The sequence below is a fragment of the Stieleria varia genome, assembly GCF_038443385.1.
Classification (GTDB): domain Bacteria; phylum Planctomycetota; class Planctomycetia; order Pirellulales; family Pirellulaceae; genus Stieleria; species Stieleria varia.
The window spans coordinates 8174016-8199803 of sequence record NZ_CP151726.1 but is presented as its reverse complement, the minus strand read 5'-3'; the positions used below and the strand labels follow the sequence as shown (position 1 = coordinate 8199803).

Here is a 25788-nt window from a genome sequence, read left to right as displayed (position 1 = left end):
CGGCCAAAAAAGCTCATCCAGGATGGAACGGGTTCTTTGGTCCGGTCAATTTCGCGCTAACGACTCCGCAAGCCAGCCGATCAGGAGTATCCGTTCAATCGGGTGCGGCTGTGTGACCGGAAGTTCCAACACCACTCGGAGCAATTCCCAGATGCAGATTTACGGTCCCTTTCGCGTCTCGACCACGCAAACCACTGGCGGCATTCAACGTACCGGCGAAGTCTCACAGGCTGCCGGCGCGGGTGACGCATCCAAGATCAGTGAAACCTCCACACGTGGCAACTCGCCCGTGGATCAATTGGATCTGAGTGCGGCTCATGGAGCTAACCGAATGGAGTCCGCCGGGCCGGTCGCTGGCGAGGGCATCCGGTTCGACCGCGTTGCCGAATTGCGTCGGCAAATCGCCGACGGAACCTACGACACGCCCGAGCGAATGGATGCGGCGTTGGACCGCATGCTCGACAATTGGGGCTGAGAGCGAACAGCATGTTTTGAAACGCGTGGCCTGACGGCCAGCGGTCTGGATGGTGGCGTCGCAATAATACGCCGTGAGCCGCGATGCGTAAGCGGCCGGGCCTACCGCATTGCCCGGTGCCTTACGGCCCACGGCTCACCCATGTGTTCCCAATTTCGACTAAATCGACAGCCTTTTTGGACCGGCAAGCGTCAGCTCTGAGCACATTGCAACTTTGCGGCCATCAACGTGTTGTGCAACAGCATGGCGATGGTCAGTGGGCCAACGCCGCCGGGCACCGGAGTGATGGCCGACGCGACCTCGCGGACCGTATCATAGGCGACATCGCCGACCAATTTTTCGCCCACGCGGTTGATTCCCACATCGATGACCACCGCGCCGGGTTTGACCATGTCGGCGGTGATCATTTCTGGACGGCCCACCGCAGCGATCAAACAGTCCGCGGTGCGGCACACTGCGGCTAGGTCTTCCGTGCGACTGTGAGCCAAGGTGACCGTTGCGTTGGCGACGGCGGGGCCGCACGTGCCATCTTTTTGGGCCAGCATCATGGCCATCGGTTTGCCAACGATGTCGCTGCGGCCGACCACACAGACTTGTTTGCCGGCGACAGAAATGTCGCAGCGAGCCAGTAACTGCACGATGCCGTGAGGCGTACAGGGCAGGAACCGCGGTCGGCCTTGCATCAGCAGTCCGACGTTGATCGGTGAAAATGCATCAACGTCTTTGAGGGGATCCACGGCATCGAGAACCGCTCGCTCGTCGTAGGAGGGGCCTCCGCTGGGGTTGGGCAGCGGCAGTTGAACCAGGATGCCGTTGACGCTCGGGTCTGCGTTGAGCTGGGCGACGAGATCCATCAAGTGTTTTTGACCACAGTCGGCCGCCAAGCGGTGAGTTCGTCCTTCGATCCCTGCTTTTTCGCAGGCTCGGGCTTTGTTGCGAACATAGACCTGGCTGGCCGGGTCTTCGCCCACCAGGACGGCCGCGAGGCAGGGGGCGGGGTTTCCGGCGGCAACGAAAGCTGCGACATCACGCCCCACTTCCTCGCGGATTTCCGCAGCGATTTGCTTTCCGTCCAGGATCCGGCCACTCATGAATTCATTCCCCTCTGGGTGTAGGAGCCGGACGAAAAGGATCACCATAGTGATAACGTCCGACGGTCGTTATAGTTTCACCTGCCCACCGTAGTCTGACCGCACGCAGCGACGTGCGGAACCTACCGTCGAATATATTTACACAGGACCCCATGCTCGATGTCTACTGACACGCCGAAGCTTAGCAAAGTAGAGAAGATCAAAGAAGAAAGCCAGTTCCTCGCCGGCACGATCGGCCCGGAGATGGCTGCCGATACCGACCACTTTGGTGACGCCGATATCCAACTGCTCAAGTTTCACGGGACCTACCAGCAGGACAACCGCGACCAACGCGCCGAGCTAAAGAAAACCGGCGGCGGCAAAGCGTACTCGATGATGGTGCGATGCCGGATTCCGGGCGGCCGGATCACTTCGTCACAGATGCTGGCGCACTTGGACATGTGTGACGAGCTGGGTGATTCGACGATGAAGATCACCACGCGTCAAACGATCCAGTTGCACGGTGTGCTCAAGTCGGACTTGCGCAAGACCATCAACCGCATCAATGAAATCGGACTGTCCACCCTGGCGGCGTGCGGTGACGTCAATCGGAACATCATGTGCTGTCCGGCGAAGATCAACGATGGGATTCGCGAGCAACTGAATCAGTTGACCGATGAGCTGACCATCGCCTTGGCTCCACAAACACCGGCGTACCACGAGCTCTGGGTGGAAGATCCGGAAACCGGTGAGAAAACGCTTGAGGGTGGCGGTGAGCCGACGGGAGTCGTCGAGCCGCTCTATGGACCGCGGTACTTGCCCCGCAAGTTCAAGATGGGCATCGCATTGCCCGAAGACAACTGCATCGACATTTACACCCAGGATGTCGGATTCTTGGCCGTCGTTCGCGATGGCAAGATCATCGGTTTCAACGTGTTGGCCGGCGGCGGTATGGGCACCACGCCCGCGTTGAAAGAAAAAACCTATCCTGCGCTCGCCAAACGGATGGCGTTCTGCACGCCGGATCAAGCCGTTGAGGTGGCCAAGGCGATCTTGAAGGTCCAACGGGACTACGGCAACCGCGAAGATCGCAAGATCGCGCGGATGAAGTACCTGGTCGACAAGTGGGGCATCGACAAGTTCCGCCGCGCGGTCGAAGAGTACTTGGGTACACCGCTGAAGGATTGCACCGAAGACGACGTTACCGGTTTTGACGACCACATGGGATGGCAGGATCAGCTGGATGGCAAGTGGTCCTACGGTCTGAACATCGAGAACGGTCGTTTGTACGATAATGAGAAAGTGCAACTCAAAGCCGCCATGCGTGCCGCGTGCAAGGAGTTCAATACCGAGCTTCGCATGACCGGGCATCAGAGCATCATCTTTACTGACATCGATCCGGCGGACAAAGACAAACTGACCAAGATCTTTTCGGATCACGGGGTTCGTTTGACCGAAGACACCAGTACGGTACGTCGTTGGTCGATGGCCTGCGTCGCGTTGCCCACGTGTGGGTTGGCGATCACGGAGAGCGAACGATACTTGCCAAGTTTGATCGATGGGCTGGAGGCGCCTCTGGCGAAACTCGGCTTGGACAAAGACCGCTTTACCATCCGGATGACCGGATGTCCCAACGGTTGTGCGCGACCCTACAACGCCGATTTGGCGTTTGTCGGCAAAGCCAAGGAGAAGTACACGTTCTATGCCGGAGGCGGTTGGCTGGGCAATCGACTCGCCTACGTCTACAAGGATCTGGTTCCTGCGGACACGTTGGTCGACGAAATCGTCGGTGTTTGCAGTGCGTACAAATCGCATCGCAACGAGGGCGAATCCCTCGGCGAGTTTTGCACCCGGGTCGGACGTGACGAGTTGGAGTCGCTGGCGGCGGCAGCACCGCGGCCTTGATCTGGCTGCGCCGTTACCGCGGTGTGCAGTTGACTGCGGTGTGGAACGGGTGTGTTTGGTACATTGGGGCGAAATCGATTGTTTTGCCCTGGAGCCCTATGCATCATGAATCCGTCATATTCCACTTCGCGTCGCCGCCTGCTGGGAACTTCCTTGGCTGCTGCGGCGTCGGCCGCTGTTTGCGCGACCGGATTCTCGTCCCCAGCGGTGGCTTCCGATAATCCCTTTGCTGCTCTGACGCCCTCAGGGGCTCGGGCTAACCCCATCGCGGTCTCCACCTATTCCTATTGGCGTTACCGGGACGACAGCAAGCTCGGGATCGAAGAGTGCATCGACTTGGCCGCCGAAGCGGGCTTCGATGCCGTTGAGATCTTGCACGTTCAGATGCAAGACGAATCCAACGGCGCGCTTCAGAGGATCAAGCAACGTGCCTTTCGAGCGGGCTTGAGTCTGTGTGGGCTTTCGACCCATCAATCCTTTGTCTATCCCGATGCCGACAAGCGACAGGAGAACATCGACCACACGATCAAGTGCATCGAGTTGGCGTACTCGCTTGGCATCCCGACGATTCGGGTCAACACGGGGCGTTGGGGGACATCGAAGGATTTCGATGAATTGATGGCCAACAAAGGGATCGAGCCGCGATTGGAAGGCTACACCGACGAGGACGGCTTTGGCTGGGTGATTGACTCGCTGGAGAAGTGTCTGCCGGTTGCTGAAAAATGCGGAGTGGTGCTGGGTTTGGAAAACCACTGGGGACTTGGCCGGACCGCCGCCGGTGTCTTGCGTGTGATCCGGGACGTGGATTCACCGTGGCTCAAGGCGACCTTGGACACGGGCAACTTTTTGGAAAACCAGTACGAACAGTATCGTGAGTTGGCACCCGAAGCGGTGTTCGTGCAAGCCAAGACGTACTTTGGCGGCGGAACCTGGTACACACTGGAGATCGACTATGACCGCGTGGCCGAAATCCTCAAGGATGTCGGTTACACAGGGTACGTGTCACTGGAGTTTGAGGGCAAGGAAAAACACGAAAAGGCCATTCCGCAAAGTCTGGCGATGTTGCGAAAGGCCTTTGGGTAAGGAATGATGACAGTCGCACGATCTTCCAGATCGATAGCGTGGTCCTAGAACGTTGTGCATTCAGTCGCGTTACTTCGCGTCGGCGGGAGGCGGTGTTTCGTCGGTCACTTTGGGTTTCGGATCAGCCGGTGGCGTGAGATCGGGATTTGTGGCGGAGTCCTCTGAAGATTCTTTACCAGGCGACGAGTCGGCTTTGTTGTTGTCGGCCGAGGGATCTGGCGTCAGCATCTGAGCTTCGTATGCCTCACGCTCGGCGTCCGTCATATCGGTTCCGACGACTTTGCCGGCCACGGGAGAGACTTCGCTCGACGATTCGTAGGCGAATTTCGCATGGCGGTAAAAGATGTGGTTGGTGCCGTGAGGTTTGAAGACGGTGTACAGCTTGTGGGGGCGACCCGGGATTCCACTCGTCCACGCATAAACTTCGACCAATTCGACACCATCGTTGAACGTTTCGATCGGTTCTTTGTCGAGCAGCTTGGCGACGTCTTCTTTGGTCAGAACGTCGTCTGGGTTTTTGTTGGCTTCCACACTGGCGGTGGCGATGTCGTCGTAGGCCTTGGCGACGGCAGGTCGGGCGACCCGATAGTCGTAGATCAAGGCAGCGATCATGACCGCCAGAACGGCGAAAAGGATAGTTTTTCTGATCACAGAGTTGCCCGAGGCGGCGTCAGACGCAGCATCAGCGACTTGATCTTCACTGGAAGAAACGGACATCGGAATCCTCATAAGAACACGCTCGAGGTGAATGGTCGGCCGTTACAGAATCACAGGACTCCGGGCTGCCGAAATTCGCATCGAGTTGACTAGGGCCGGGAAAAGAATGAATGTTTTAGCATACTTAGGCGTCCCAGGATCTGTCTGCCGAGGTCAAAATCACCGATTCGAGGGGGTCACCGGTTGCCTGAAATCGCCGTTGCCTCAATAGTGACAGCGTTCGAGCGTCCGCAGTGTCGATTCTGACGCTCGTTTGCGCGTTTCAGCCCCTACGCCCCGAGGCTCCACGCCATCGTCGCGGCTGAATGACCATTCCATTGATACCCTCCAGCCATACTGAATTTCCATGAGTGTTTTGGTTACCCAGCAAGCACCTGATTTCAAAGCCCAAGCCGTGATGCCTGATGGTCAGTTCAAGGAAGTCTCCTTGAGCGATTACAAGGGCAAGTATGTTCTGCTGTTCTTTTGGCCGTTGGACTTCACGTTCGTCTGTCCCACCGAAATCATCGCCTTCAGCGACCGCGCGGCCGATTTCGAAAAACTGGGAGTGCAGATCCTGGGCGTTTCGATCGACAGTCATTTCACCCACCTTGCTTGGACCAATACGCCACGCAATCAAGGCGGGATCGGCAAGACGGCGTATCCGCTGATCGCGGACTTGAGCAAACAGATCTCACGCGACTATGACGTGTTGTTGGACGGCGGCGTCGCGCTACGTGGTTTGTTCTTGATCGACAAAGAAGGCACTGTGCGACATCAAGTCGTCAACGATTTGCCTTTGGGACGAAGCGTCGATGAAGCGCTGCGAATGGTTAAAGCATTGCAGTACTTTGAAACCAACGGCGAAGTCTGCCCGGCCAACTGGGACGAAGGAAGCCGCACGATCAAGCCCGATGTGGAAAACAGCAAGGCGTTTTTCAGCGCCGAGTACGCGGGCTAAGAAAACGTCAAGCGGACAACTCAGCGGCATCCAATCAGAGAGTCAACCAGATGTGGATCGTGCATCCCAATCGTCGCGGCATCGTTGCCTGGCAGACCGGCAATTCGGTCTGGCTGTTGGAGGCTCGTGGCGGTAGTTCACCGATCTCCCTCGTGGACGGCGAGCGAGATGGAGTCGCCTACGTTTCACTTGCGGCGGTGGACGATCAAACGTTGCCCGAGTTGGACGAGTTGTTCGTGCGAGCAGACGAGTTGCATTTGCGTTATCCGCAATCCGGCGGCCAGTTCGGATTGCGGTTGATGTTGCGACCGATTCAAAGCGACGCTGACGTGCTCGTGCTGGAGTGTGTCACGTCGATCGAGACCGTCCTGCTGGACGCCCATCCGACGGTCGACGTACTCAGTGCAGGCCAACATCAAACGATTCGTGCTGACGATGAACTCGCCGGTCCTGCTATTTCGGCAACGATTTCCGAAACACATTCCACCGCGATTCTGCTTGGTCCGCACGACAGTCCCTTCACAAGTGATCTGTCTGGCGGAGGTAATACTGGCGTTCGTTTGCGATTGTTTGGCGAGTTTCTCGAAAAGGGAGTGATCCGCAAGGCTCGCCCGTGGATCGTGATCGACCGATCAGGCCAATCAATCTCACCAGAACAACTCAAACGCTGGCATCAAGAGCTATCTTTCAGCCCATTGCCGCTGACGAGCTAGGGAGTCATCGATGTCGGCGTTGATCATGATCGGATCTGCAGCAGTGATCATCTTGTTGGTCAAGTTTGGTTTGCTACGCGGCATCGACCATGTCGCTGGTGCACTGAACTGGAGTGCCAAGACGCGTGGTCAAGTCACCGGATACGCCACTTCGGTCCCCGAATTGGTTTGCCTGGTTGCGGCCGGGTTGGCCGGAGTTTGGGAGGCCGGCTTGTGGAACATCGCCAGTTCCAACATCATCAATGCGGGTTTGATGCTGATGGCGGTGGCCTACTATCGGCAATTCGGAGACCTTTGGAATCGACGCTTTATCGACGAAGTGGTCTTTGCGGGACTGGCCATCGTGGTTCCGATTGCCTTGATGTACTGGGGAGCCGATACGCAGTGGTACCTAGTGCCAGCGCTCCTGGGATTCTTTGTCGTCTATCAAGTCATCGATCGGCGTGTCAATCGACCGAAGGAAGGAGGCCAGGAGTCCGAAGCCGCTGTGGGGAGCTTGCCGTTGGGAATGATTCTGGGTGTCACCGCGTTGGTATGCATCGCGGTGGCCGGCATGTTCTTGGGCAACGCAACGGCACAGGTGATCGAGCAAATGGGGATTCGTCCGGCCATCGCGGGCTGGATCTTGGGTGTCGTGACCAGCATCCCTGAGATGGTGAGCTTCTTTGCCGTCTATGCAACGTCCAAGAAAGAAGGCCAATTGCATGGATTGCGAGACACGCAAGAAGCGTTGGATAATTTGACTGGATCGAACATGGCCAACGTGGGAATCGTTTACCCGATCGGATTGGCCGCGTTCTTGATCGCCGCGGCGTTGTTGGCGGGGTAAGGATGTGCGTCAGCAGTTGTACGTTAGCCTTTCCAGGCTGACCTTTGCATCGTATGTCAGCCTGGAAAGGCTGACGTACTACGGTCTTGAGCCTACTTCAGTTCGCTGCTGGACGTGCTGCGGCGGCTGACGCGGTCGGAGCGTTGGCTCATGTAATGAGTGGCTTCCTCGGCGACCAAGACCGTTTCGCCGCTGCGAATTTCGGTTCGGAAACGATGGTGTCCACCTTCGCCGGCTTCCGCGATCACTCGCAGCTTGACTTCGCTGCCCGCTGCGATCACTGGAATCGGATCGAACAACACTTGTCCGGTCAGCACTTCTCCGCTGTGGCCTTCCACGCGTCGTGGCTCGATGCCGTTGCTGAACTGGGCGATGGCACGAACACCGTTGGCGTCCTTGCTGCCGCGGTTGCGGATCGAGATCTCATAGACGACTTCGGCGTTGACCGGAGCCGGTGCCACGGGGTCTTGGATGGTCAACACCAAGTCGGCGATGGATTCGACCGTTGTGTCCAGTGCGACATCCGTTTGTCCGGCTGCGGAGCCCTTGCACTCAAAGGCAAAGGTTTGTTCGCCGGGTGATTTCATCAAGCATCGGAATTGGTAGTCGCGAACTGCTCCGGGGGCCAGTGCGTCGATCTGCCAAGTCAGCAGTGCGCCACGCTGTTTCGCGTCATCGATGCCGCCGAGGTATTCTGCACCTGCCGGCAGGCTGAGAGAAGCAACGATGTTCTTGCTCGTTGCGTCGCCTTCGTTGAGCAATTGCAAGTTGTAAACCGCTTCCGTGTCTTGATACTTCAGCTCGGGGCCGTTCATGACAGCGGACAATGCCGCGGCGGAAACCTTGATCGTCTTGCTTGCTTCGGCTTGCAATTCCAAGTCGCCCGATGCGAGTCCGTGGATCTTGAGGTCGCCAAGGTCTTGGGCGGTCAGTTCGACTTCGAATTGAGCTTCTTTGCCGGACGGGATGTCGCCGATGCGTTGCGTTTGCGGTGTCGGTGAGTTGGGTGACAATGTGAACACGACGTTGGGAGCGATTCCGTCGCCGGGATTCAGGACGCGAACACGATAGGTCTGTGATTCACCGTAGACCACCGACTCGGGACCTTCGATCATCAAGTTCAACTGAGGCTCTCGAACCACAACTTGTGTCACGCTTTTTTGTGGGATCAATGTCCAGTCGACATCCAAACCGTGCGTGCCACTGCGTTCTGCCTTGAGTCGTACGAACAGCTTTTCGCTCGTGCCGGCTGGCAGTGAATCGATTTCCCAGACGAGTTTTTCGTTCCCGTCGCCCGACTGTGCGTCGACCGTTCCACGAGAGGCGCTCTGACCTTGGACTTCTGCCCAATCAGGAATCACGGCACGAACCATGACACCCGTGGCGTCGATTGAACCGCGGTTTTCGACGCGGATCTCGAACTGGTTGGTCTGACGGATCATGACCTTGGACGGGCCGTGAGTGACCACGCGGATTCCGGGCAGCTCCGAAGCCACGGCGGTTTGCCCTGGTGGCAACGCACGCGTTTCAATGGGTTGATTGCGGTAGCGTTGTTCCGGGGCGCTGGCGAACGGTTTGTCGTTGAACTCGGCCGGTTGCGACCGCGCGGTCGCCGTGGCCGACGGTGCCGATTGGGTCGGCGGAGTGTCGACAAAGCTGCGTGGTGCGGGAACCGCTGGAGACTGAGCTGGGGCGGTTGCCGGTGCTTGTGCCAACGATTGCGGAGTCTGTTGCGCGTATGGATCGGCGGGATAGTAAGCGTTGTCGGAACCGGGTTCGGTGTAAGGCGAAGTCGGGGGTGCTGGAGGTGCCGTCGCGATTCGGTTTTGCGCAGTCGTCGTCGGCGCACCAGCAGCAACGTAGGGCTGTTGAGGCGATTGATAGGGGACAGCCGTGTAAGCAGGTGCTTGGCTGTAGCCTGGAATCGACGATGGTGCGGGCATGCTGGTCGGCGGACGGAAAGTCACACCGGAGGCGTTGGTTTGTGTGTTGGGGACACCCGATCCGATTGGTGCGTCTGGCACTGCGGAGTAACTGTGGGGTGTTTCCATCGGACGCCGTGCTTGGAAATTCGATACGTGATCGAAATCGCTGCTCGGCGGGCCACTACGTTGCGAAACCGTGCTGGCACTTGGAGCCAAGGGCACGCTGCTCGGTACGGAAGCGACCGTGGATGGCTGTGGCGATGCCATAACGGGAGTCGCCAAGGTCGCGGTTGGGCCGTCCTCGGTTTCTGGGGTTGTGGCGTTGTTGGTCGTTGCAGCAGCGATGGACTGCGACGGTGTTGCTGTTTCGGCAGCAGTCGTTTCCTTAGCAGTCGTTTCGTCAGCAGTTTGTGCCGGAGCGGCTGTCTCTACTTTGGCAACCGCTGGCTCGGGAGTTGGCTGCGGAGTGGGGATTGCCTTGCGAGGGACGGTCGCGATTTCAGCCGTGGGTGTTTGGGCTGGTGTCTTCGTTGCAGTCTTCGCTGGCACATCGGCCTGCGCGGTCGATTTGACCGGAGCAGACTTGGCGACTTGAGTGGGTGTCGTTTTGGGTTTGTCTTGAGTCAATTCGCGTCGAGCGATTTTCGGCACCAAGACTTCTTCGGCGACAGGCGAGGCACCCTCTCCGGCGGCGGCGACTTCGGATGCGTCCAGCGATGGGATATCGCGACGTCCACGCCGGCGGCTGCTTGCTTCGCTGGAAAGCTTGGGTGCTTCCACTCGCGAGAACTGAGGAGCTGCCACCTGAGTGTCTTCGGTGACCGGTGTCTCGGTTGCACTTTGTCGGCTGGACGACGTGGATGCCAAGGCCGGCGGTTTTGGGACGTTGGTCAACGGGGCGGCCGCTGGAACCGATGGTGGCGTTGTCCTGACGGATGGTGCAGTGCCAGCGGTCGGCATTCGAGTTTCGCCTGGACGAGGGTCTCGAATGGGCGCGCTGGTGGTCGGACGCGACGGTGTGCTGGTGGCTTGGTGATACGGGATCCCCGTCCAATCGGCCGCTTCACGGGGCGTGTTCACCGCGCGAGCTGCACGTGGCGCTGATGGGGCGGGTTCGGCTGCAGCCGGGCCGTTGAACAGGTTGCCCAAAATCGATCGTATGGGACCGGTTGTCGGAGCCGATTGGGGGCCGTCGTTGAGCACGGTGGCGATGGGACGTGTTTCGCGTCGTCCCGGTTGTTTGCCCGCGACCTGTTGAATTGCCCCGGGGGAATCGGTCGTGCCGAGGGCGAGAGCTGGTTGGACATCCGATGTTGTGACCTTCTCGTCAGCTCGTGCAGTGTCGATCAGGCAGAGGGCCTGCGGGCCGATCAAGCAGAGAGCCAAGGGAAGAATCAGGAGTTTCGGAGCCAAATAGCTGCGGTTGCCGCCATCCATGCGTACATCTCGCGTGTTTGCGTAAAGAGGGTGTGTCAGTCGTTGTATCGTCGAATCCGCTTGCGCACGTTGAGTCGAATTTGCGGATTGTGACGGTTTGTCGGGAGGTTGGCTGCTGTATTTGCCTGCCCTGCCTTTCGATTCGTTAAAATGGGTGATCTGTGCGTGCCCCATCGCGTGATGTTTCATGCAACGTGTTTCACGTTTCGTCCCCCAAACCGCCCCAGATGGTTTCGAATGATCCTTTCTCCCCTGCCCTGCTCTGCCCTGCAGTCTCTGCTATTCCTCTTCGTAGGCTCACTCTCAGTCACCATGTTTCAACTTGCCGACGCTCATGCCGAAACGGTTGACGTTTGGTTCGGAACCAGTACCCCACGCAACGGACTGAGCAAGGGGATCTATCACGCCAAGTTTGATACTGAGAAAGGCGAGTTGTCGCAGGCAACGTTGGCCGCTGAAGCCGACGGACCGGGATTCTTGGCGTTGCATCCCAACGGAAACGTTCTCTACAGCGTGGGCAATCACGAGGGAAAGCCATCCGTTTCGGCTTACACGATCCATCGAGACGGTGCACAAACAAGTTTGACGTGGCACAGCTCTGCGGAGATCGGTGATGGCGGTGCCGCCCATGTTTCGGTCGATCGCACGGGAAAGGTCTTGTTCACCGCGCAGTACGGCGGTGGCAGCACCGCAGCGTTTCGTCTTGACGATGACGGTGGAATCGTCGAGCGAACGGGGCTGTACAAACACGTCGGAGGATCCGATGTCGTGCCCAATCGGCAGACATCGCCGCACGCACACTGGACCGGCACGTCGCCCGACAATCGCTTTCTGTTCGTTCCCGATCTGGGAATGGATCAAGTCGTGATTTGGAAAGTGGACACAGAAACGGCAACACTGACGCCACATGGTTTTGGCCAAAGTGTTCCCGGCGGCGGTCCACGTCACATGAAGTTCCACCCGAACGGAAAAATCGTCTACTTGCTCAACGAGCTTTCTCTCTCCGTGACCGTGTTCGACTACGACGCGAAGGCGGGGACGATGTCACCGAAGCAGACCATTGAGACACTTTCGGAAGCCGTGAAAGCCGGGGAACGATTCAATAGCTCTTCCGAAATTCGTGTGCATCCCAACGGAAAATTTGTCTACGCGGCGAATCGAGGCAACGATTCCATCACGGCATACCGTGTCAAAGAAGCCGACGGCACTTTGGAGCTGATCGAAGTCGAGCCGATCCGCGGCGCGTGGCCGAGGAACTTTGCCTTGGACCCGACCGGCAAATGGCTGCTCGCTGCGGGCCAGAACACCAATTCCGTAACGATCTTTGAGATCGATCAGCAATCCGGCCAATTGCAGTTCACCATGAAAGCAGCCATGGTGCCCACACCGATTTGCGTGCTGTTTGCCGAGTGACGAGTTCTGATTGGCAAACTTAACACTTGCCTGGCCGCAGCAGGAGACTGCTGATTGAGTGAGCCGCAAGGCGCTAGCCGCGGGCCCAATGGTGTTGACGAAACCCTTCGAGGCCCGTGGCTAGCGCCATCGGCTCACAGTGATAACGCAACACGATTAAATCAGCAGTCTCAGTAGGGTTCCGATCACTTGCCAGCCGACTGGGTGCCCGCGCGTGTGACTCGCAGCGTTTTGCCTTGCCATAGTTCCTTGGCGTGATTGGTGAAGACTTTGGCCAGCGTTTTTGAATCGCTGGTCAGCTCAAACGATGGGTCCGAAGCCGAGTCATCATCTTTGTTGGGCTCGATGTCGATCGTGAGCTGTTCCAGGTCAACTTTGTCGACACGTTTTTTCAGTTCACCATTCTCGACGAGTTTCTCAAAGAATTTTTCGTTGAGCGGTTGCAGAGTGATTTCGTTTTCGTTGACGAGTTCGTAGCCAAAGATGCTGTAGTAAGTGACCTTGGCGGGATCCCATTTTTCCGGCGCGTCGTCGGTCTCAAAGTTCGCCATGTTGATGTAGCGATGCTCACCGAGCTGAGTGACAAAGAAGTACGTTGAGGCGGTGTCCTTGTCGATTGTCATCGTCATCCGGTGCAGTCCTTTGGGGGCTTCACCGCCAGCCGCTTTGACCTGATAGCGGATCGTGACCTTCTCTTCCGTTTGGACCCATTGGCCGTTGAGCCGCGTGTCCAATACGGCGTCGGCTGGATCGCTCAGCGGATGCTGCGAATCGACTCCGATGCAACCAGGTGTCAGGGAGAGCATGCCGAGCAGGAGAGCGGCAATCATCGTACGAACGTTCACGGACGGGCCTCGTGTTGTGGGTGGTTGGGTGGACTACCACCGTTTTACCCGCAGGCGGCGAAAATTGCACGCTGTCGCTTCAAACGGTTCGCATTCTGCAATTTCTGTGAGCCGATGGCGCTAGCCACGGACTGCTCAAAGTTTGGTGTTGACATTGTTTTCTCAGTCCATGTTTTTGATCCATGCATCGCAATCAAAGTGAGCCTCAGGCGCTAGCCGTGGGCCGGCACCACATTCCGCCTCAGGCCCACGGCTAGCGCCTGAGGCTCACTGGGGGCCACCAGCTGCGCCGGCAGTAGGGACATAAACTTGCGCAAACCCAAAAAGACACAACACCAAACTTTGAGCAGTCCGGGCTAAGGCTGTAGGGCTTTGCGGATTCGAAAGGCGGCCGTTTGGTCGGTTTCCACCGGCAGGTGTTCAACCAGGATTTGTCGGGCCTGGGGATCGGTGCTCTGTGAAAGTGACTCGATTGCTCGCAGTCGCACCAGTCGGCTGGGGCTTTGCAGTCCGGCCAGGCAAGTCGCCAACGAGTCGTTTGCCAGTGAATCGATCGGGTCCGCAGCCAGATGGACGGTCGGTGTGATCACCGGGGTTTGCCGAGCCGTAGCGGGTTCGATATCTCGTGCGTCGACAGTGTCTTCCGTCACAGCGACGCGAGGTTGTCCCAGGACCACGGTGCTGACGTCCACTTCGCGCAAAGTTTGAACCGAAGCTTTGACGACCGTCGGAGCCGAGGGCGGCCAGTCGGTCCACTGCACGTTTGTGTTGCCCAGCGGCAAGGGTGTATCAGACATCGCAGGCAAGGAAGTTTGGCCGTCGAATGCTAGCTGACCACGCTCACTGGTAGTGTCGATCGCCGGATCATCGCCCCTCGATGTGTTTGCGATGGCGGTCAGTGCGAGTTCGTAGACTCGTCGTGATTCTTCGTCCGCGGCGCCGGATGAGTCTCGAATCAGGTCCCGAGCGACGGCGACGACTTGTGTTTCTGAGGACGACGATGGTCGCAGTTCTGACAATGCGGTCGCCAACGTTGTTTGACGCAGAAGCCGCTCTTTGGCCGGCAGCGTTAGCCATTGCCGCTGAGCTTGGGAGATCAGCTCGTTTGCGTGGGCGGAGACCATCGCGGACTCGTCCGTCAAGGACTGCGTCAACGTCGCAATCGCCAGGACGTCGTGTCGGGCGAGTTGAGTCAGCGCTGCGCATTTTTCATCAGCAGAGAGTTGCGGCAATCGGTCTGCCATTCGCTGCACCGTCCAGCGTTGCCAAGTGCCCGTTGCGGTCACCAAGACGATGAAGGCGATCACGCAAAGGATCAGCAACTTGGCTGCTGATAGGAAAGCCTGTCGTGGTTGACGTTGTTGCTGAGCGAAGATCGAAAAGGGATTTTGCGATTCGTGGAAATCGGCATCCATGACAACATCCATCGGGTCGGACTTGGGAGGGGGACCAGAGTGTCGCCAATGCCCCTGGCGAGTCGCAAGATCAGTCTTTAGCGAACCGAAAGCTCCGTGATTTTTTCGCGGTACGCTTTTTGGTCCGATTGCCACTGCTCATGCAGTCGTTGTGAAACCTCGATTTTGTTCAAAACATCGCCAACGACGGTCCCAAAGGCCGGCAAGCCCGACGCGTTGAGGCCGGATTGAACCCACGCGACTTTGCGTTGGCCGTCTATGATCACCAGGTCACCCGGGCGTGTCTTCGTCGCGTCTTGAAAACGCTGCTGTGCATCCACCAGGGCGGGCAGGGAGCCAGGTTGGTTCAGTTCCGCGGCGATGGATGAGTTGTCGACGATCGCAAAAGAACGCAAGCGGCGTTTCATTGAACCGGGCAGGAGCTGACGCCACAGATTGAGTGATGCGATGGACTGGGCGGAATGCGGTGTCAGCATTGCCCCGCCGTCGGTCAGGTCGACGCGGTCGGCAACGAAGACCACCACGACGGTGCCGTCGGATGTCAGTTCGCGTTCGAGTTCTGTGCCGAATCGGACATTGTTGAGTGACCGCCCCAGAGAGGCGGAGGGTGGCGATGGTGGCAGTGGCACGAGGGCGTGAACCCATTGAGGTCGCTGGGGCATCGGGGGCCGTTGCAGCATTTCGGCGGGCGGTTGCAAGGTCGCACCGACCAAGTCCAGCTCCAAGCCCATGACACGCACGTTCAGCGGATCGGCACCTGTTGCCAAGGCGATCACTTCGGCACGAGGAGGCGGCAGCTCAACGCGTCGAATCAGCATCGAGTCACGTGCGATAAAGAAACGGTAGACATCGTCGCCGGCTTGCGCGTGAACGATGACACATGGAGTTCCGTCGATGGTCTCATGTCCGTCATAGCGGATCTTGTTTTCGGACTGAAAAAGTTTTTCCATCGGCTCTGGAGCGAACAACCATTCCAGTTGCGGTGCGGGGCCCGCAAGTCCCGCATTGAGTCGTTCCGTAATGATCGTGTCGTCCAACAGTTCCTCGAGTTGCAAACGTGTGCCGGACTTGCGACGTTGGACTCGGACTTGTGAGTCATGGTGGTCCGTCGTGGGATCTTCCAGCCAAAGCAAGACCTGTTTTGCATCCGACCACATGCGAACGTCGTAGGCACTGAGAAGAAACATCTGATTGTGAAACGAAACGTTCAGCGGTGCCGTTTCACGTTGGATTCGATCATTGATCGAGACGCTCAGGCGTACGACGCCTTGGTCACGATAGGATGTCGCCGTTTGGTAGGTCGCGAAGGTGCGGCTGAGGAAGTCTTGGGCGGGCTGCTCAGGTAACGCTGGACCAGAGGAGGATGAACTTTCTGGGTTGTCACCGCGACCACAACCCGCAACCAGCAAGGCAATTGCCAGCATCGAGATGGCGAGTCCGGTGTTGAAATGTGGCAAAATCATGGACAATCTGGCGGTGCGCGGTGTGGTCCCCGCACTTGCGTGACCGTCGGGTTCACGGGATAACCCATAATCGTGCAAAGATCTACCCCGAAATATCATCCCCCAATTGCCTCGGTGAATACAACGTGTTGTTTTCCAGTGACGTCCCGAATCTTGCGTCGGACGCGGTGTGGGAGTACGAAAGTGGTTCAGACGCGGAGTTGTCCGACGTGATCGATGAGGTGGTCAAGTCGCTCAATGCCCCCTTGGACTTTCCCGGCATTGATGCAGCCATCGTTCCTGGCGACCGCGTTGCCATCGCACTGGACCCCAATGTTCCTCAAATCGGCGAAGTCGTATCAGGCCTTTTGCGAGCGTTGCATCAGTCCGATATTGGTGACGTGGACATCGTCCTGTGGGACGAGGCGACGGAACAAACCGTTCAGGAGGTTCGCTCGGTCGCCGGCGAGTGTGCCGTGATTGTGCATCAGTCCCGCCGACGTGGCCAATTGCGATATTTGGGTGCGGATGGGGATGCGGAACCGATCTATCTCAATCGAGCCGTGATCGATGCGGATTTCGTATTGCCTGTGCACGCGATTCGTGCGGACGACGTCGAGCTGAAACGTGATCTGACGGGGATCTTTCCCTCGCTCGCCGATTCAGCAACCGTTTCGCGATTCCTGAATGCCGATCGGGGATTTGATCAGCCGTTGGCCGTGGGCAAGATGTCCGCTGAGACTCGGTGGCTGTTGGGCGTTCAGCTTGTGCTGGGAGTGACCGCCAATGCAAAGGGACTCGTTGGCAACGTTTTTGCGGGGACACCGGATGCGATCGGAGGGCAAGTGACGTCGAGAGTCAACGAGCCGGATTCCGTGCCACCCAAGGCTGAATTGGTGGTCGCATCGCTGGACGGTGAGTCACGGCAGCAGACGTGGGCCAACGCGATTCGCGCCGCACATGCGGCGCTTCGGTTTGTCGCCGATGGTGGGACGATCGTGATTTGGACTGATATCGAAGAGCCGCCCACGGGGCGTTTGACCCGAGTGGATAGCGACATGGATGAATCGGAGTCCGCGATGCAGGCAGAAGAGTCGGATGATGACGAAGACGACACTGAGGCCAAAGATGGCTTTCCTCCCTCTCATCAAAACAATGCTTGGGCACGAGTACTGCAAAGAATCATGCAGGAGCATCGCGTCTTGGTAAGGACGCGATTGGATCCCACAGTATTGGAGTCGATGGGGGTGGGAGTCATCCAATCGCCCGCCGAATTGGAAAAACTAAGTCAATCCTTTCCTACTTGTGGCGTTCTCCGTGCGGCTCAGTTCGCCGGTGCGTCATACCCTGGCGCGGCCGTGGCAGATTAGGCATCACCCGTTCGAATTGTTTCATCACCTCGCTAAAGTTCGTTTTCTATGTCGGTTCCGATCGAGTCCGCGTTTCAGTTTTGCCCGAGGTGTGGTGAAGCCAACCAGTCGCCGGCAAGCATTCCGTTTCGATGCGCTGCCTGCGGAATGACATTGTTCTTCGGTCCGGTTGCCGCGGTGGGTGGCTTGATCGTCAACGAAAAAGGAGAATTGCTGTTGGTGCGTCGCGCACGCAACCCGGGCAAGGGACGTTGGGGATTACCCGGTGGCTTCGTCGATCGTGGCGAAACGATCGAACAAGCGTTGCAGCGAGAGGTCATCGAAGAAACCCAACTGCGTCTGGTTGAACAAATACTGTTGGTGACGTTTCCCAATTCGTACGACTACCACGGAGTGGTTTCACCGGTCATCGATTTGTTTTATCTTTGCCGAATCGATAATGATGCCGAGATCAAGTTGGCCCGCGATGAACTGGATCATTTCGTGTGGACGATTCCAACAGCCGGGCATTTGGACAACATGGCGTTTGAGTCCAATCGGCGAGCGATCGAGTATTGGCTCGGTGATGAAACACCAGATATGAGTCGGACTCAGCGATGAACTTTCTGTGCCACGCCATGCCGTATTTCGACGAACCGCTGGTGGCGATTTCAACGGGAGTTCCTGATTGGTTGAGTGTCATCGATCGAAAGATCCGCGCCAGGGGGCGATCAGCAATGCTGCATCTGAACAGCCCCGATGACGAACTGCGTCAGGTCGCCCAGGGCATCTTGCATCACGTCAACGATGACCGCTGGTTTCACTCCACGGCGGCCTTTGTCGAGACCAATATGGCGTTGGCCGTTCAATTGCGAGATCGGTTGCCGGGTGATGAAGGCTTTCGACCCACGTTCGTCGGGCACATCCTGATCGAGATTTTTCTCGACGCGTTTTGGTTGCGAGATCGCGCCGAGATCGGTCGCCAGTACTACGCGTTGTTTGATGAGCAGCGGGCAAGGATCGTCCAGCGGTGTGTCAATGTGATCACCGGAAAACCCACGGATCGTTTGGCGGAGACGATGTTGCGTTTTGCGGACAGTCGATTTTTGTTGGACTATTTGGACCCTGAAAAGCTGCTCATGCGGCTCAATCAGGTGATGAAACGTGTCAATCTGCCGCTTCTGCCCGACACGCTGCTCCCCTGGCTCACCGAAGCCGGCGAAATGATAGAATCTCGTCGTCGTCGTTTTTTGACACGTGCCGATGGCACCAGTCACATCGACCTTCCTTTTCATTCTCCCTAACCCCAAGTGATGCATACGCGATGAAATACGGCATGAACCTGCTGCTCTGGAGCGGTGAAGTAACCGATGAGCTGCTGCCCGTTTGCGAACAACTCAAGGCCGCCGGTTTTGATGGTGTCGAATTGCCCATGTTCAATCTGGATTTGGACTACGCAAGTCTCGGTAAGAAACTCGATGCGATGGGATTGGCACGCACCGCCGTGACGATTCGTGGCGAAGAAGACAACCCGATCTCGCCGGATCCGGCTGTTCGAAAGAAAGGAATCGAGCTGACCAAGAAGACGCTCGACTGCTGTGCCGCGGCCGGTGTCGAAACCTTGGTCGGTCCCTATCACTCCGCGATCGGCTACTTTTCTGGTGAAGGCCCCACGCAGGACGAGTGGAAATGGGGCGTCCAGAGCATGCGTGAGGTCGCCGAGTATGCAGGTCAAGTCGGTGTGATGTTGGGCGTCGAAGCACTCAACCGGTTCGAGTGCTACCTGCTCAATGCCCACGGGGACTCCGCACGCTTTGTTCGTGAAGTCGACCACCCCAATTGTGGAATGATGTACGACACCTTCCATTCCAACATCGAGGAAAAGTCGATCGCTGATGCGATCAATGCCGGAGGTGACAAGCTGATTCACATTCACATCAGCGAGAACGATCGCAGCACGCCCGGCAAGGGAATCGTACGATGGGACGACAACTTTGACGCCATCGTCAAGAGCGGCTACGACAGTTGGCTTGTGATCGAAGCGTTCGGGTTGGCTTTGCCGGAGATCGCCGCGGCGACCAAGATTTGGCGTCGAATGTTCGATGACGAAATCACGTTGGCCACCGAAGGCTTGGCGTTCATGAAACGCGAAATCGAAAAGCGGTCTTGATGCCCAGCGTCGTATTCCTATCGGGTGACTTGATGTTCGCGTCGCGTGTGCGTGCCGCCGCGCAGGCGAATGACCTCGAGTTTGTTCTGGCGACTCAAATGCCAACTGAGCTGAGTGAGATTCGGTTCGTGATTTTGGATCTGGCCACCCGGAGCAAGCTGACAGAGACGTTGGTCGAGCAATGTGGTCAGCTTTGTCCCGAGGCAAAGCTGATAGCCTTTGGTCCGCACGTGCAGGTTTCGCGGTTGGATGCCGCACGTGCAGCGGGGATACCAACGGTGATGACTCGCGGGCAATTCGATCGCGAGTTGGCAGGGAAACTCTTTCACTGAAGCTTTGTGCAACGAAAAAAGCTCGCCCCGATCAAGTCGGGGCGAGCTCTTGAGTTGACGAGCTGCTGTTTGCGTCTTTAGTTGGCAAGCAGTTCGCGGATTCCGAAGGTGAAGAAGGTGCCCAGGCCGAAGTTGATCAGCTCTTCTTCGCACTTGTATTGCAGGATCAGCGTGTCACCTGCTTGGATCAACGGTCGTTTTCTCGGATCGTTGATCGCTTCGGTCAAGTCGACTTCGATGGCAACCTGTCCGTTGCATTTGGTATTGCGAAGGATGTACAGCAGTCCTGGTGGCAGGGTTGCGATTTGACCACCGAGGCCTCCGATTCCGCCGCCACCTTGACGTCCGGTGCCGTAGGCTCCGTTGCCCGCCATGGCCATGGCGCCCAGCACGTCGAGGTCATAGTCACGTGGTAGCGGGAACTGGCCACCGGGGAGCAAACCACCGGTGTAGAAAATCTCCGTTTCTCGTGACTCGATGTAGATGATGTCGCCGTCGTGCAGCTCGACGTCCTTGCGGCTGATTTGCGGCATCACTCCTGGCGGCAGGCGTAGTGGGATTCGCAAGATCGTGGGATCTTCGGGCAACTCGGGGGCACAGGCACAGGGGTCCAACATCGCGGCGCGTTGTTGGGCGTAGAACTGTTCCATGAACTTATCGCGAATGGCCTGATTGGTGCGATTGGCTCGCAGGACCTTGACCTCGTTCTTTGCGTTCAGGCCGGGCAGGCCACCGGTTTCGACCAAAGCGTGCAGAATGTCGTTCTGGTATGCCTTCAGCTTGACCAGGCCTCCACGTGCCGAGCGATCACTGCCGCCGGTCAGAAACTGAGAGCCCAAGTTGTTCGTCGACAACCCGCCACCGCCGTCTTCGCGGACCACGATCACGTCGACCGTACGTTCTTTGATGATCGTCACGATCGGTCGAGCTTTCTCGGGACGCAGAATGTCGCTGTCGATGTAGGCTTCGCGGACCGCGTCACGCACTTGTTCCAGCGTCAAGTCACCGACCTTGAGCGGTTCGATCAGAGGCAGCGAAAGCGTGCCGTCTTCTTGAACCGCAATCGGATAACCGATCGACGGGGGGAGAGTGCTCTCCGCATCGGGGAAATTCACCGGCGGGGGTTCGGGCGGCGAGTTGGGCGGATTGAAGGGCAAGACGCCTTCGATGTAAACGCCCAGGATGTCGCCCGGACCGATGAGGTACTCACGAGACGGTTCCAGTGACAGCATGGCGATGTCGACCGGCACCAAATCATTCTTTGGCTCGGCAAAGAATTCACGCGGCAGTCGGTTGGCTGGCACTCCGTCGATCGGTTGCGTCAGCGCGGTGCAACCGGTTGTCGATGCGATCAGCAATCCGGCCGCAATGGATTTGGCCGCCCAGCCGATCATGCGCTTTCGCAAGCGTGAAGTTGCTTGGCTGGCCGTAGCAAGTTTCGTTGTCATCCCTGAACTCTCTCGTTGGGCCCTAGTGAAAATATCCCAGGCGGCAATAGCAATGTTTACTCGAACTTGAACTGCAGTGCGTCACTTGCGTCAGCGGTTTCAACTGCCGCAGAATCGGTAGGCGAAGTCGACTGAGTTGCGTTGGATGCAGGTTGTACGCTCGAGTTTTGTACGCCTGAGTTGGGCAAGTCGATCGCACCAAAGATTTGTTGGATCGCTTCTTGTTCCATTGAATCATCCGTTGACGCATCGTTGAGTGAGTACGTCGTTTGTGTTCCGTAGGGAACCAGGTCGCTGGCCTCTGCAAGATCTGCAGTCGAGCTACCTGTTTTCGTTGAGCCGCCTGTGCTGCCCAACGGTTGTATCTGCAATGCTCGGCCCGCTTCGGCATCGACATTGGGTAAGCCCACGTTTGGCGCGGGGCCATCCAATGCATCTTGCAGTTGCAAGGTGGCATCTTCTGGAACAGAATCCGAGGGCGATCCATGCTCCACCGAATCGGTCGTTGTTTGCGAAGCTGCCGAAGCCGGGGACGCATCCAAGTTGTTGATTACGCCGGGGCCGGTTAGCATCGGAACGCCGTGTTCGTCGAAGATCACCGTCGGTTCACCGTGATAAGGCTGCGTCGGATACGAATGTGATCCTGGCAGTCCCGAGCCGTAGGGTTGGGTCAATCCCGTGGGGCGAATCTCACCCCAATGGCCGACGCCATCCTGTTCGGCCGCTTTCACGCCGAGCGGGTAGCCTGCGAACCAGGAGTTGACCGCACACTGACCATTGGGTGACTGGTATTTCCAGCCCCAATACTCACTGGGGGCAACCGCCGGTGTGCAACCGTCGCTGCCTTCGGCAACGTCGATGTAGCCTTGGATGAAACCTGCTTGGAATTCATCCAGGTTCTGTTTGTTGCAATGGCAATCTCGCTCGCGATACCAAGCTTTGAGAGCCATTACACGATTGCGATGTCCGATCATGAAATCGTCAATGCAATCGCTCTGGTTAAACGCTTTGCGAAAACCAGAGGATAACGATGTGCAGCCGGTCGAGCCGGCGACAATGACCGCTGCGAGCCCTGCCAGCACGATTCGTCGCAGAGACTGCCGCCGTGCGTAACGGCGGATCTCGTGAGACTTATTTCGCTGGGTGAGAGAACGCTGCGCCAACGAGTTTTCGTTTGCGACGGTCGGATCTGTCAGTGTGTCGTGTTGTGCGGAGCCCGCACAAGCAGAACGAATCGCCATTTGGCCCCCCTTGGCATCAACGGCATTCGGTATAGTCAATTTCGATTTCGAGTCGCCTGATCCCGGAGGCCAGACTTCTCTAGCTAGGTTTATCGCCGTAACGGACGTGCGGAATTAACCAAAACTGACGGAAAGAGCATCTGTGCGGATTTCAACGCTGATGTCGCCTGTACAGGTCAAGTCGGTAAAACGGCGAAATGGACCCTAAGTACGCGGGGGTTTGCATGCGACCTGACGAAAGATTCCAAGAATTCGGGTCTGGTTCATTTTGCCAAACAACCGACGTTTTATACTGAAGTGAACCTGCATTAGAACGACAATGTAGTTCACATGGAGTCATGAATCTCCCCGTTGGGGGAGTTGTTTCGTCCCCCAAGGCGCCCCGCATGCTGTGGCTAATTCTCGGATCGTTGGGCCTCTCTCTGGCCACTTCACTGGTACTGGTGCCAGTGGTCCGATGGCTTGCCCATTTGGTCGGGATCGTCGATGCGCCTGACGCCGAACGAAAGTTGCATCGTAAACCGATTGCGTTGGGTGGTGGGGTGGCGGTACTGGTTTCGGTCTTTGTTGCCTTTGCAGCGGTGATTTCCTATGACCGCTATTGGGGCGGGTTTGAACTGGAATATATCCAAGCTCGCTGGTACGGGCTTTTCTTCTGTGCCGGCGCGATGTTGTTGGTCGGGTTGGTCGACGACAAGTGGAACATGCGAGGGCGTCAAAAACTTCTCGCTCAGATCCTGATCATCAGCGTGATGATCGGGACGGGCACGGTGGTCGAGTCGATCAATCTGTTTGGCTACCAGTTTAACCTTGGCCCACTGGCCTATCCCGTTACGGTTCTGTGGTTGCTGATTGCAGTCAACGCGTTGAATCTGATCGACGGTGCCGACGGTGTGGCAACAACCGCTGGTATCTTCATCAGCTTGGGACTGGCAGTGCTGAGTTGGCAACACGGTTCCATCATGGCTGCATTGGTCGCGTTCTGTTTGGCGGGATCGTTGATCGGCTTTTTGAACTACAACCGCCCGCCCGCATCGATCTTTCTCGGTGATGCAGGCAGCATGGTCATCGGCTTGTTTGTGGGCGTTCTGGCCGTGTGGAGCAGCATGAAGAGTCCGACGCTATTGGCGTCGGCGCCGGTTGCCATTCTGGCGATTCCCCTGTTTGATTCCAGTGCCGCGGTGCTGCGACGTTGGCTGACGGGACGCAGTATCTACGCGACCGATCGTGCTCACTTGCATCATTTGCTGGAAGCAAAGTTTGGCCACCATGGAATGTTGTTGATGGTGGCAGGGTTATGCACGTTCACGACGGTGCTGGCAATCCTGTCAACGTATCTCAAGATGCCTTGGCTCTCGGGCTTGGGGGTCGTGATGGCGTTGGGAGTGTTGGTGTTTACTCGTTCCTTCGGTCACGCAGAATTCCGCTTGGTCGTGATCCGACTTTCCTCCCTTTGCCGATCCTTCTTGATCAGCCCCAAGACGTGTGAGGATGGGAAAACGCAGTCGAGTGTTCCTCTGCAGGGAACGGGCAACTGGGAGTCGATTTGGAACCCATTGGTTCAGTTTGCCAAAGAGCGGGATTTTGCACGGATCAAAATCGACCTCAACTTGGCATGGCTTCACGAAGGCTATCACGCCAATTGGTCTGCCGTTCGACTTCCTGACCGCGTTCGGCAGCTGCAGCTCAAGATTCCGCTTTTTGCTTACCCCCGCGGAAAGACCGAGTTGATCTGCATCGGACGACTGGAGGTCATTTTGCGTGGCGATGATCCGAAGGCTTACTCCAAACTGTCAGAGCTCGCCGAGCGACTGATGGTCTTGCGGCCGCAGATCGACGAGCTCTTGACGGCTCTTGAATCCACCGGTTCGGATGAAACGGAGAGTCGTTCGTCTGTCGGTGTTGCCGACCCCCTCTCTGTCGTCTGATCGCAGTGTCTCGCACTAGGCCGGATATTCATCAGCCGGCACGCGATAGCGTCCGGTTCCCGATGACAGTCGTGAGAACCGGACGCTATCGCGTGGCGGCTGATCTGTACAGCCTGTTTTCGTGCCGATCCGCGTAAGCCGTTTCGTGCGAACGTATTGCGAAGACTGTAGTGAGCTAGCGTGAATAATCCGGGCTAGGCCCGTATGAAGCATGGAAGGCTCATTCTGTGATTGCAATCGATTGTACCGGTCATGGCGATTGCCCCAGTCGCGTTGCTATGCTGCAGGGGAATCGGGCCTTTCAGACCGGCAATCCTTGTCAATTCTCTGCCAATCAATCATTCTGACACCCGCTGAGAGAACGACATGATGCGGCTTCAAAACGCTCGTAAATATCGCTTTTTGCTGTTCTTCGGCACCGAGTCGTCAGGAATGATGCAATCCAAGTCGTTGCCGGAATTTTGATAGGGTCTGCCACCCAGGTGGACGAAGTCTGCGCCCTCACTATGTTCCCCCGTTTCCTTTTTACGGTGTTTGTCCGTTGCCAATCCTGCCTCAAGAACCAGACCATTATCCGGCCGATCTGTTGGAGACCGAGATCGCTTTGGGAACATGGTGGCTGCTGTACACCAAGTCGCGTCAAGAAAAACAGCTGATGCGGCAATTGCGGCGACTCGAGTTGCCGCACTATGGTCCACAGATTGCCCATCGCCGCCGCTCGCCCGCAGGCCGTGTGCGAACGACCTACGCGCCTCTATTCAATAACTACGTCTTTTTGTGCGGTGACAACGACTCGCGTTATCAAGCGGTTTGTACCGGTTGTGTTCAGAAAGCGTCCGAGATCACGGACACACCGATGCTGCTCAATGATCTTCGTCAAATTCGAGACTTGATCGAGATGGGCGTTCCGCTGTCGGTCGAAAGCCGACTGGAGCCGGGACAAATGGTGCGAGTTCGCAATGGAGCCTTCGCTGGGTTCGAAGGAACCGTGTTGCGACGTGACCAAGAAACTCGCTTGTTGGTCTCCGTGCGTTTCATGGATCAGGGCGTGAGTGTCAAGCTCGACGATTGCCAACTGGAGCCGATTGGAACGCTCGCCAAATGACATCGG

The 25788-nt window shown here is 57.3% G+C and carries 22 protein-coding genes; 14 read left to right on the top strand and 8 right to left on the bottom strand.

Going from position 1 to position 25788, the window contains the following annotated elements; all coding sequences use genetic code 11:
• Positions 1-151 precede the first annotated feature (151 nt).
• A complete protein-coding gene (locus tag Pla52nx_RS27685; RefSeq protein WP_146522196.1) occupies positions 152-475 on the top strand; it encodes a flagellar biosynthesis anti-sigma factor FlgM in 324 nt (107 codons plus the stop codon).
• A 191-nt stretch (positions 476-666) separates the two neighbouring features.
• Here the strand turns inward: Pla52nx_RS27685 and folD are convergent, their stop codons facing one another.
• Positions 667-1566 (bottom strand): bifunctional methylenetetrahydrofolate dehydrogenase/methenyltetrahydrofolate cyclohydrolase FolD, encoded by a 900-nt coding sequence (gene folD / locus Pla52nx_RS27680; protein ID WP_146522195.1) that lies wholly within the window; start codon positions 1564-1566, stop codon positions 667-669.
• Positions 1567-1725: 159 nt separating this feature from the next.
• Here folD and Pla52nx_RS27675 point away from each other — a divergent pair, with 159 nt between their 5' ends.
• Positions 1726-3450 (top strand): NADPH-dependent assimilatory sulfite reductase hemoprotein subunit, encoded by a 1725-nt coding sequence (locus Pla52nx_RS27675; protein ID WP_146522194.1) that lies wholly within the window; start codon positions 1726-1728, stop codon positions 3448-3450.
• 105 nt (positions 3451-3555) lie between these two features.
• A complete protein-coding gene (locus Pla52nx_RS27670; protein ID WP_146522193.1) occupies positions 3556-4533 on the top strand; it encodes a sugar phosphate isomerase/epimerase family protein in 978 nt (325 codons plus the stop codon).
• A 69-nt stretch (positions 4534-4602) separates the two neighbouring features.
• Here Pla52nx_RS27670 and Pla52nx_RS27665 read toward each other — a convergent pair whose 3' ends face one another.
• A complete protein-coding gene (locus Pla52nx_RS27665) occupies positions 4603-5250 on the bottom strand; it encodes a hypothetical protein (RefSeq protein ID WP_146522192.1) in 648 nt (215 codons plus the stop codon).
• Positions 5251-5596: 346 nt separating this feature from the next.
• On the opposite strand from Pla52nx_RS27665, the gene Pla52nx_RS27660 reads away from it, so the two are divergent.
• The 3 genes from Pla52nx_RS27660 to Pla52nx_RS27650 are packed head-to-tail and all read left to right on the top strand — an operon-like array spanning position 5597 to position 7732.
• Positions 5597-6190 (top strand): peroxiredoxin, encoded by a 594-nt coding sequence (locus tag Pla52nx_RS27660; RefSeq protein WP_146522191.1) that lies wholly within the window; start codon positions 5597-5599, stop codon positions 6188-6190.
• Between the two features lie 50 nt (positions 6191-6240).
• Complete coding sequence (locus Pla52nx_RS27655) at positions 6241-6903, top strand: hypothetical protein (RefSeq protein WP_146522190.1); 663 nt, start codon at positions 6241-6243, stop codon at positions 6901-6903.
• A gap of 10 nt (positions 6904-6913) precedes the next feature.
• On the top strand, positions 6914-7732 hold the full coding sequence (locus tag Pla52nx_RS27650; RefSeq protein WP_146522189.1) for a hypothetical protein: 819 nt from the start codon (positions 6914-6916) through the stop codon (positions 7730-7732).
• 92 nt (positions 7733-7824) lie between these two features.
• Here the strand turns inward: Pla52nx_RS27650 and Pla52nx_RS27645 are convergent, their stop codons facing one another.
• A complete protein-coding gene (locus Pla52nx_RS27645; RefSeq protein WP_146522188.1) occupies positions 7825-11283 on the bottom strand; it encodes a DUF11 domain-containing protein in 3459 nt (1152 codons plus the stop codon).
• 123 nt (positions 11284-11406) lie between these two features.
• Between Pla52nx_RS27645 and Pla52nx_RS27640 the strand changes: the two genes are divergently transcribed.
• Entirely contained in the window at positions 11407-12507 is a 1101-nt protein-coding gene (locus Pla52nx_RS27640; RefSeq protein ID WP_231742323.1) for a lactonase family protein, read from the top strand.
• Positions 12508-12692: 185 nt separating this feature from the next.
• On the opposite strand, the gene Pla52nx_RS27635 is transcribed toward Pla52nx_RS27640, so the two are convergent.
• From Pla52nx_RS27635 to Pla52nx_RS27625, 3 genes are all read right to left on the bottom strand, one after another.
• The gene (locus Pla52nx_RS27635) at positions 12693-13352 is read right to left on the bottom strand and encodes a hypothetical protein (protein WP_146522186.1); all 660 of its coding nucleotides are present in this window, start codon (positions 13350-13352) and stop codon (positions 12693-12695) included.
• 356 nt (positions 13353-13708) lie between these two features.
• Positions 13709-14767: a HEAT repeat domain-containing protein gene (locus Pla52nx_RS27630; RefSeq protein ID WP_146522185.1), complete on the bottom strand. Its 1059-nt coding sequence runs from the start codon at positions 14765-14767 to the stop codon at positions 13709-13711.
• A gap of 77 nt (positions 14768-14844) precedes the next feature.
• Entirely contained in the window at positions 14845-16230 is a 1386-nt protein-coding gene (locus Pla52nx_RS27625) for a hypothetical protein (RefSeq protein ID WP_146522184.1), read from the bottom strand.
• 125 nt (positions 16231-16355) lie between these two features.
• On the opposite strand from Pla52nx_RS27625, the gene Pla52nx_RS27620 reads away from it, so the two are divergent.
• From Pla52nx_RS27620 to Pla52nx_RS27600, 5 genes are read left to right on the top strand one after another with little or no spacing between them, the layout of a single operon-like run.
• On the top strand, positions 16356-17579 hold the full coding sequence (locus Pla52nx_RS27620; RefSeq protein WP_197454911.1) for a lactate racemase domain-containing protein: 1224 nt from the start codon (positions 16356-16358) through the stop codon (positions 17577-17579).
• 48 nt (positions 17580-17627) lie between these two features.
• Positions 17628-18179 carry an NUDIX hydrolase gene (locus Pla52nx_RS27615; protein WP_146522182.1) on the top strand — a complete coding sequence of 184 codons (552 nt, stop codon included), beginning with the start codon at positions 17628-17630 and terminating at the stop codon, positions 18177-18179.
• Positions 18176-18862 carry a hypothetical protein gene (locus tag Pla52nx_RS27610; protein WP_146522181.1) on the top strand — a complete coding sequence of 229 codons (687 nt, stop codon included), beginning with the start codon at positions 18176-18178 and terminating at the stop codon, positions 18860-18862. Before Pla52nx_RS27615 ends, Pla52nx_RS27610 begins: the two co-directional genes overlap by 4 nt.
• Before the next feature lie 20 nt (positions 18863-18882).
• A complete protein-coding gene (locus Pla52nx_RS27605) occupies positions 18883-19728 on the top strand; it encodes a sugar phosphate isomerase/epimerase family protein (protein WP_146522180.1) in 846 nt (281 codons plus the stop codon).
• Positions 19728-20060, top strand: coding sequence for a histidine kinase (locus Pla52nx_RS27600; protein ID WP_231742321.1), 333 nt, complete (start codon positions 19728-19730; stop codon positions 20058-20060). Before Pla52nx_RS27605 ends, Pla52nx_RS27600 begins: the two co-directional genes overlap by 1 nt.
• Positions 20061-20137: 77 nt before the next feature.
• Here the strand turns inward: Pla52nx_RS27600 and Pla52nx_RS27595 are convergent, their stop codons facing one another.
• Entirely contained in the window at positions 20138-21454 is a 1317-nt protein-coding gene (locus Pla52nx_RS27595) for a polysaccharide biosynthesis/export family protein (RefSeq protein WP_146522262.1), read from the bottom strand.
• A 110-nt stretch (positions 21455-21564) separates the two neighbouring features.
• Positions 21565-22749 carry a hypothetical protein gene (locus tag Pla52nx_RS27590; protein ID WP_146522178.1) on the bottom strand — a complete coding sequence of 395 codons (1185 nt, stop codon included), beginning with the start codon at positions 22747-22749 and terminating at the stop codon, positions 21565-21567.
• Positions 22750-23135: 386 nt separating this feature from the next.
• Between Pla52nx_RS27590 and Pla52nx_RS27585 the strand changes: the two genes are divergently transcribed.
• Positions 23136-24677, top strand: coding sequence for an MraY family glycosyltransferase (locus Pla52nx_RS27585; protein ID WP_231742318.1), 1542 nt, complete (start codon positions 23136-23138; stop codon positions 24675-24677).
• A gap of 541 nt (positions 24678-25218) precedes the next feature.
• On the top strand, positions 25219-25782 hold the full coding sequence (gene nusG / locus Pla52nx_RS27580; protein ID WP_146522176.1) for a transcription termination/antitermination protein NusG: 564 nt from the start codon (positions 25219-25221) through the stop codon (positions 25780-25782).
• The last annotated feature ends 6 nt before the right edge of the window (positions 25783-25788 follow it).

What these genes read in the sequence shown, in the direction of transcription:
- Pla52nx_RS27685 (WP_146522196.1), top strand. Translation starts at nt 152, where the DNA reads ATGCAGATTTACGGTCCCTTTCGCGTCTCGACCACGCAAACCACTGGC.
- folD (WP_146522195.1), bottom strand. Translation starts at nt 1,566, where the DNA reads ATGAGTGGCCGGATCCTGGACGGAAAGCAAATCGCTGCGGAAATCCGC.
- Pla52nx_RS27675 (WP_146522194.1), top strand. Translation starts at nt 1,726, where the DNA reads ATGTCTACTGACACGCCGAAGCTTAGCAAAGTAGAGAAGATCAAAGAA.
- Pla52nx_RS27670 (WP_146522193.1), top strand. Translation starts at nt 3,556, where the DNA reads ATGAATCCGTCATATTCCACTTCGCGTCGCCGCCTGCTGGGAACTTCC.
- Pla52nx_RS27665 (WP_146522192.1), bottom strand. Translation starts at nt 5,250, where the DNA reads ATGTCCGTTTCTTCCAGTGAAGATCAAGTCGCTGATGCTGCGTCTGAC.
- Pla52nx_RS27660 (WP_146522191.1), top strand. Translation starts at nt 5,597, where the DNA reads ATGAGTGTTTTGGTTACCCAGCAAGCACCTGATTTCAAAGCCCAAGCC.
- Pla52nx_RS27655 (WP_146522190.1), top strand. Translation starts at nt 6,241, where the DNA reads ATGTGGATCGTGCATCCCAATCGTCGCGGCATCGTTGCCTGGCAGACC.
- Pla52nx_RS27650 (WP_146522189.1), top strand. Translation starts at nt 6,914, where the DNA reads ATGTCGGCGTTGATCATGATCGGATCTGCAGCAGTGATCATCTTGTTG.
- Pla52nx_RS27645 (WP_146522188.1), bottom strand. Translation starts at nt 11,283, where the DNA reads ATGAAACATCACGCGATGGGGCACGCACAGATCACCCATTTTAACGAA.
- Pla52nx_RS27640 (WP_231742323.1), top strand. Translation starts at nt 11,407, where the DNA reads ATGTTTCAACTTGCCGACGCTCATGCCGAAACGGTTGACGTTTGGTTC.
- Pla52nx_RS27630 (WP_146522185.1), bottom strand. Translation starts at nt 14,767, where the DNA reads ATGGATGCCGATTTCCACGAATCGCAAAATCCCTTTTCGATCTTCGCT.
- Pla52nx_RS27625 (WP_146522184.1), bottom strand. Translation starts at nt 16,230, where the DNA reads ATGATTTTGCCACATTTCAACACCGGACTCGCCATCTCGATGCTGGCA.
- Pla52nx_RS27615 (WP_146522182.1), top strand. Translation starts at nt 17,628, where the DNA reads ATGTCGGTTCCGATCGAGTCCGCGTTTCAGTTTTGCCCGAGGTGTGGT.
- Pla52nx_RS27610 (WP_146522181.1), top strand. Translation starts at nt 18,176, where the DNA reads ATGAACTTTCTGTGCCACGCCATGCCGTATTTCGACGAACCGCTGGTG.
- Pla52nx_RS27605 (WP_146522180.1), top strand. Translation starts at nt 18,883, where the DNA reads ATGAAATACGGCATGAACCTGCTGCTCTGGAGCGGTGAAGTAACCGAT.
- Pla52nx_RS27600 (WP_231742321.1), top strand. Translation starts at nt 19,728, where the DNA reads ATGCCCAGCGTCGTATTCCTATCGGGTGACTTGATGTTCGCGTCGCGT.
- Pla52nx_RS27595 (WP_146522262.1), bottom strand. Translation starts at nt 21,454, where the DNA reads ATGATCGGCTGGGCGGCCAAATCCATTGCGGCCGGATTGCTGATCGCA.
- Pla52nx_RS27590 (WP_146522178.1), bottom strand. Translation starts at nt 22,749, where the DNA reads ATGGCGATTCGTTCTGCTTGTGCGGGCTCCGCACAACACGACACACTG.
- Pla52nx_RS27585 (WP_231742318.1), top strand. Translation starts at nt 23,136, where the DNA reads ATGCTGTGGCTAATTCTCGGATCGTTGGGCCTCTCTCTGGCCACTTCA.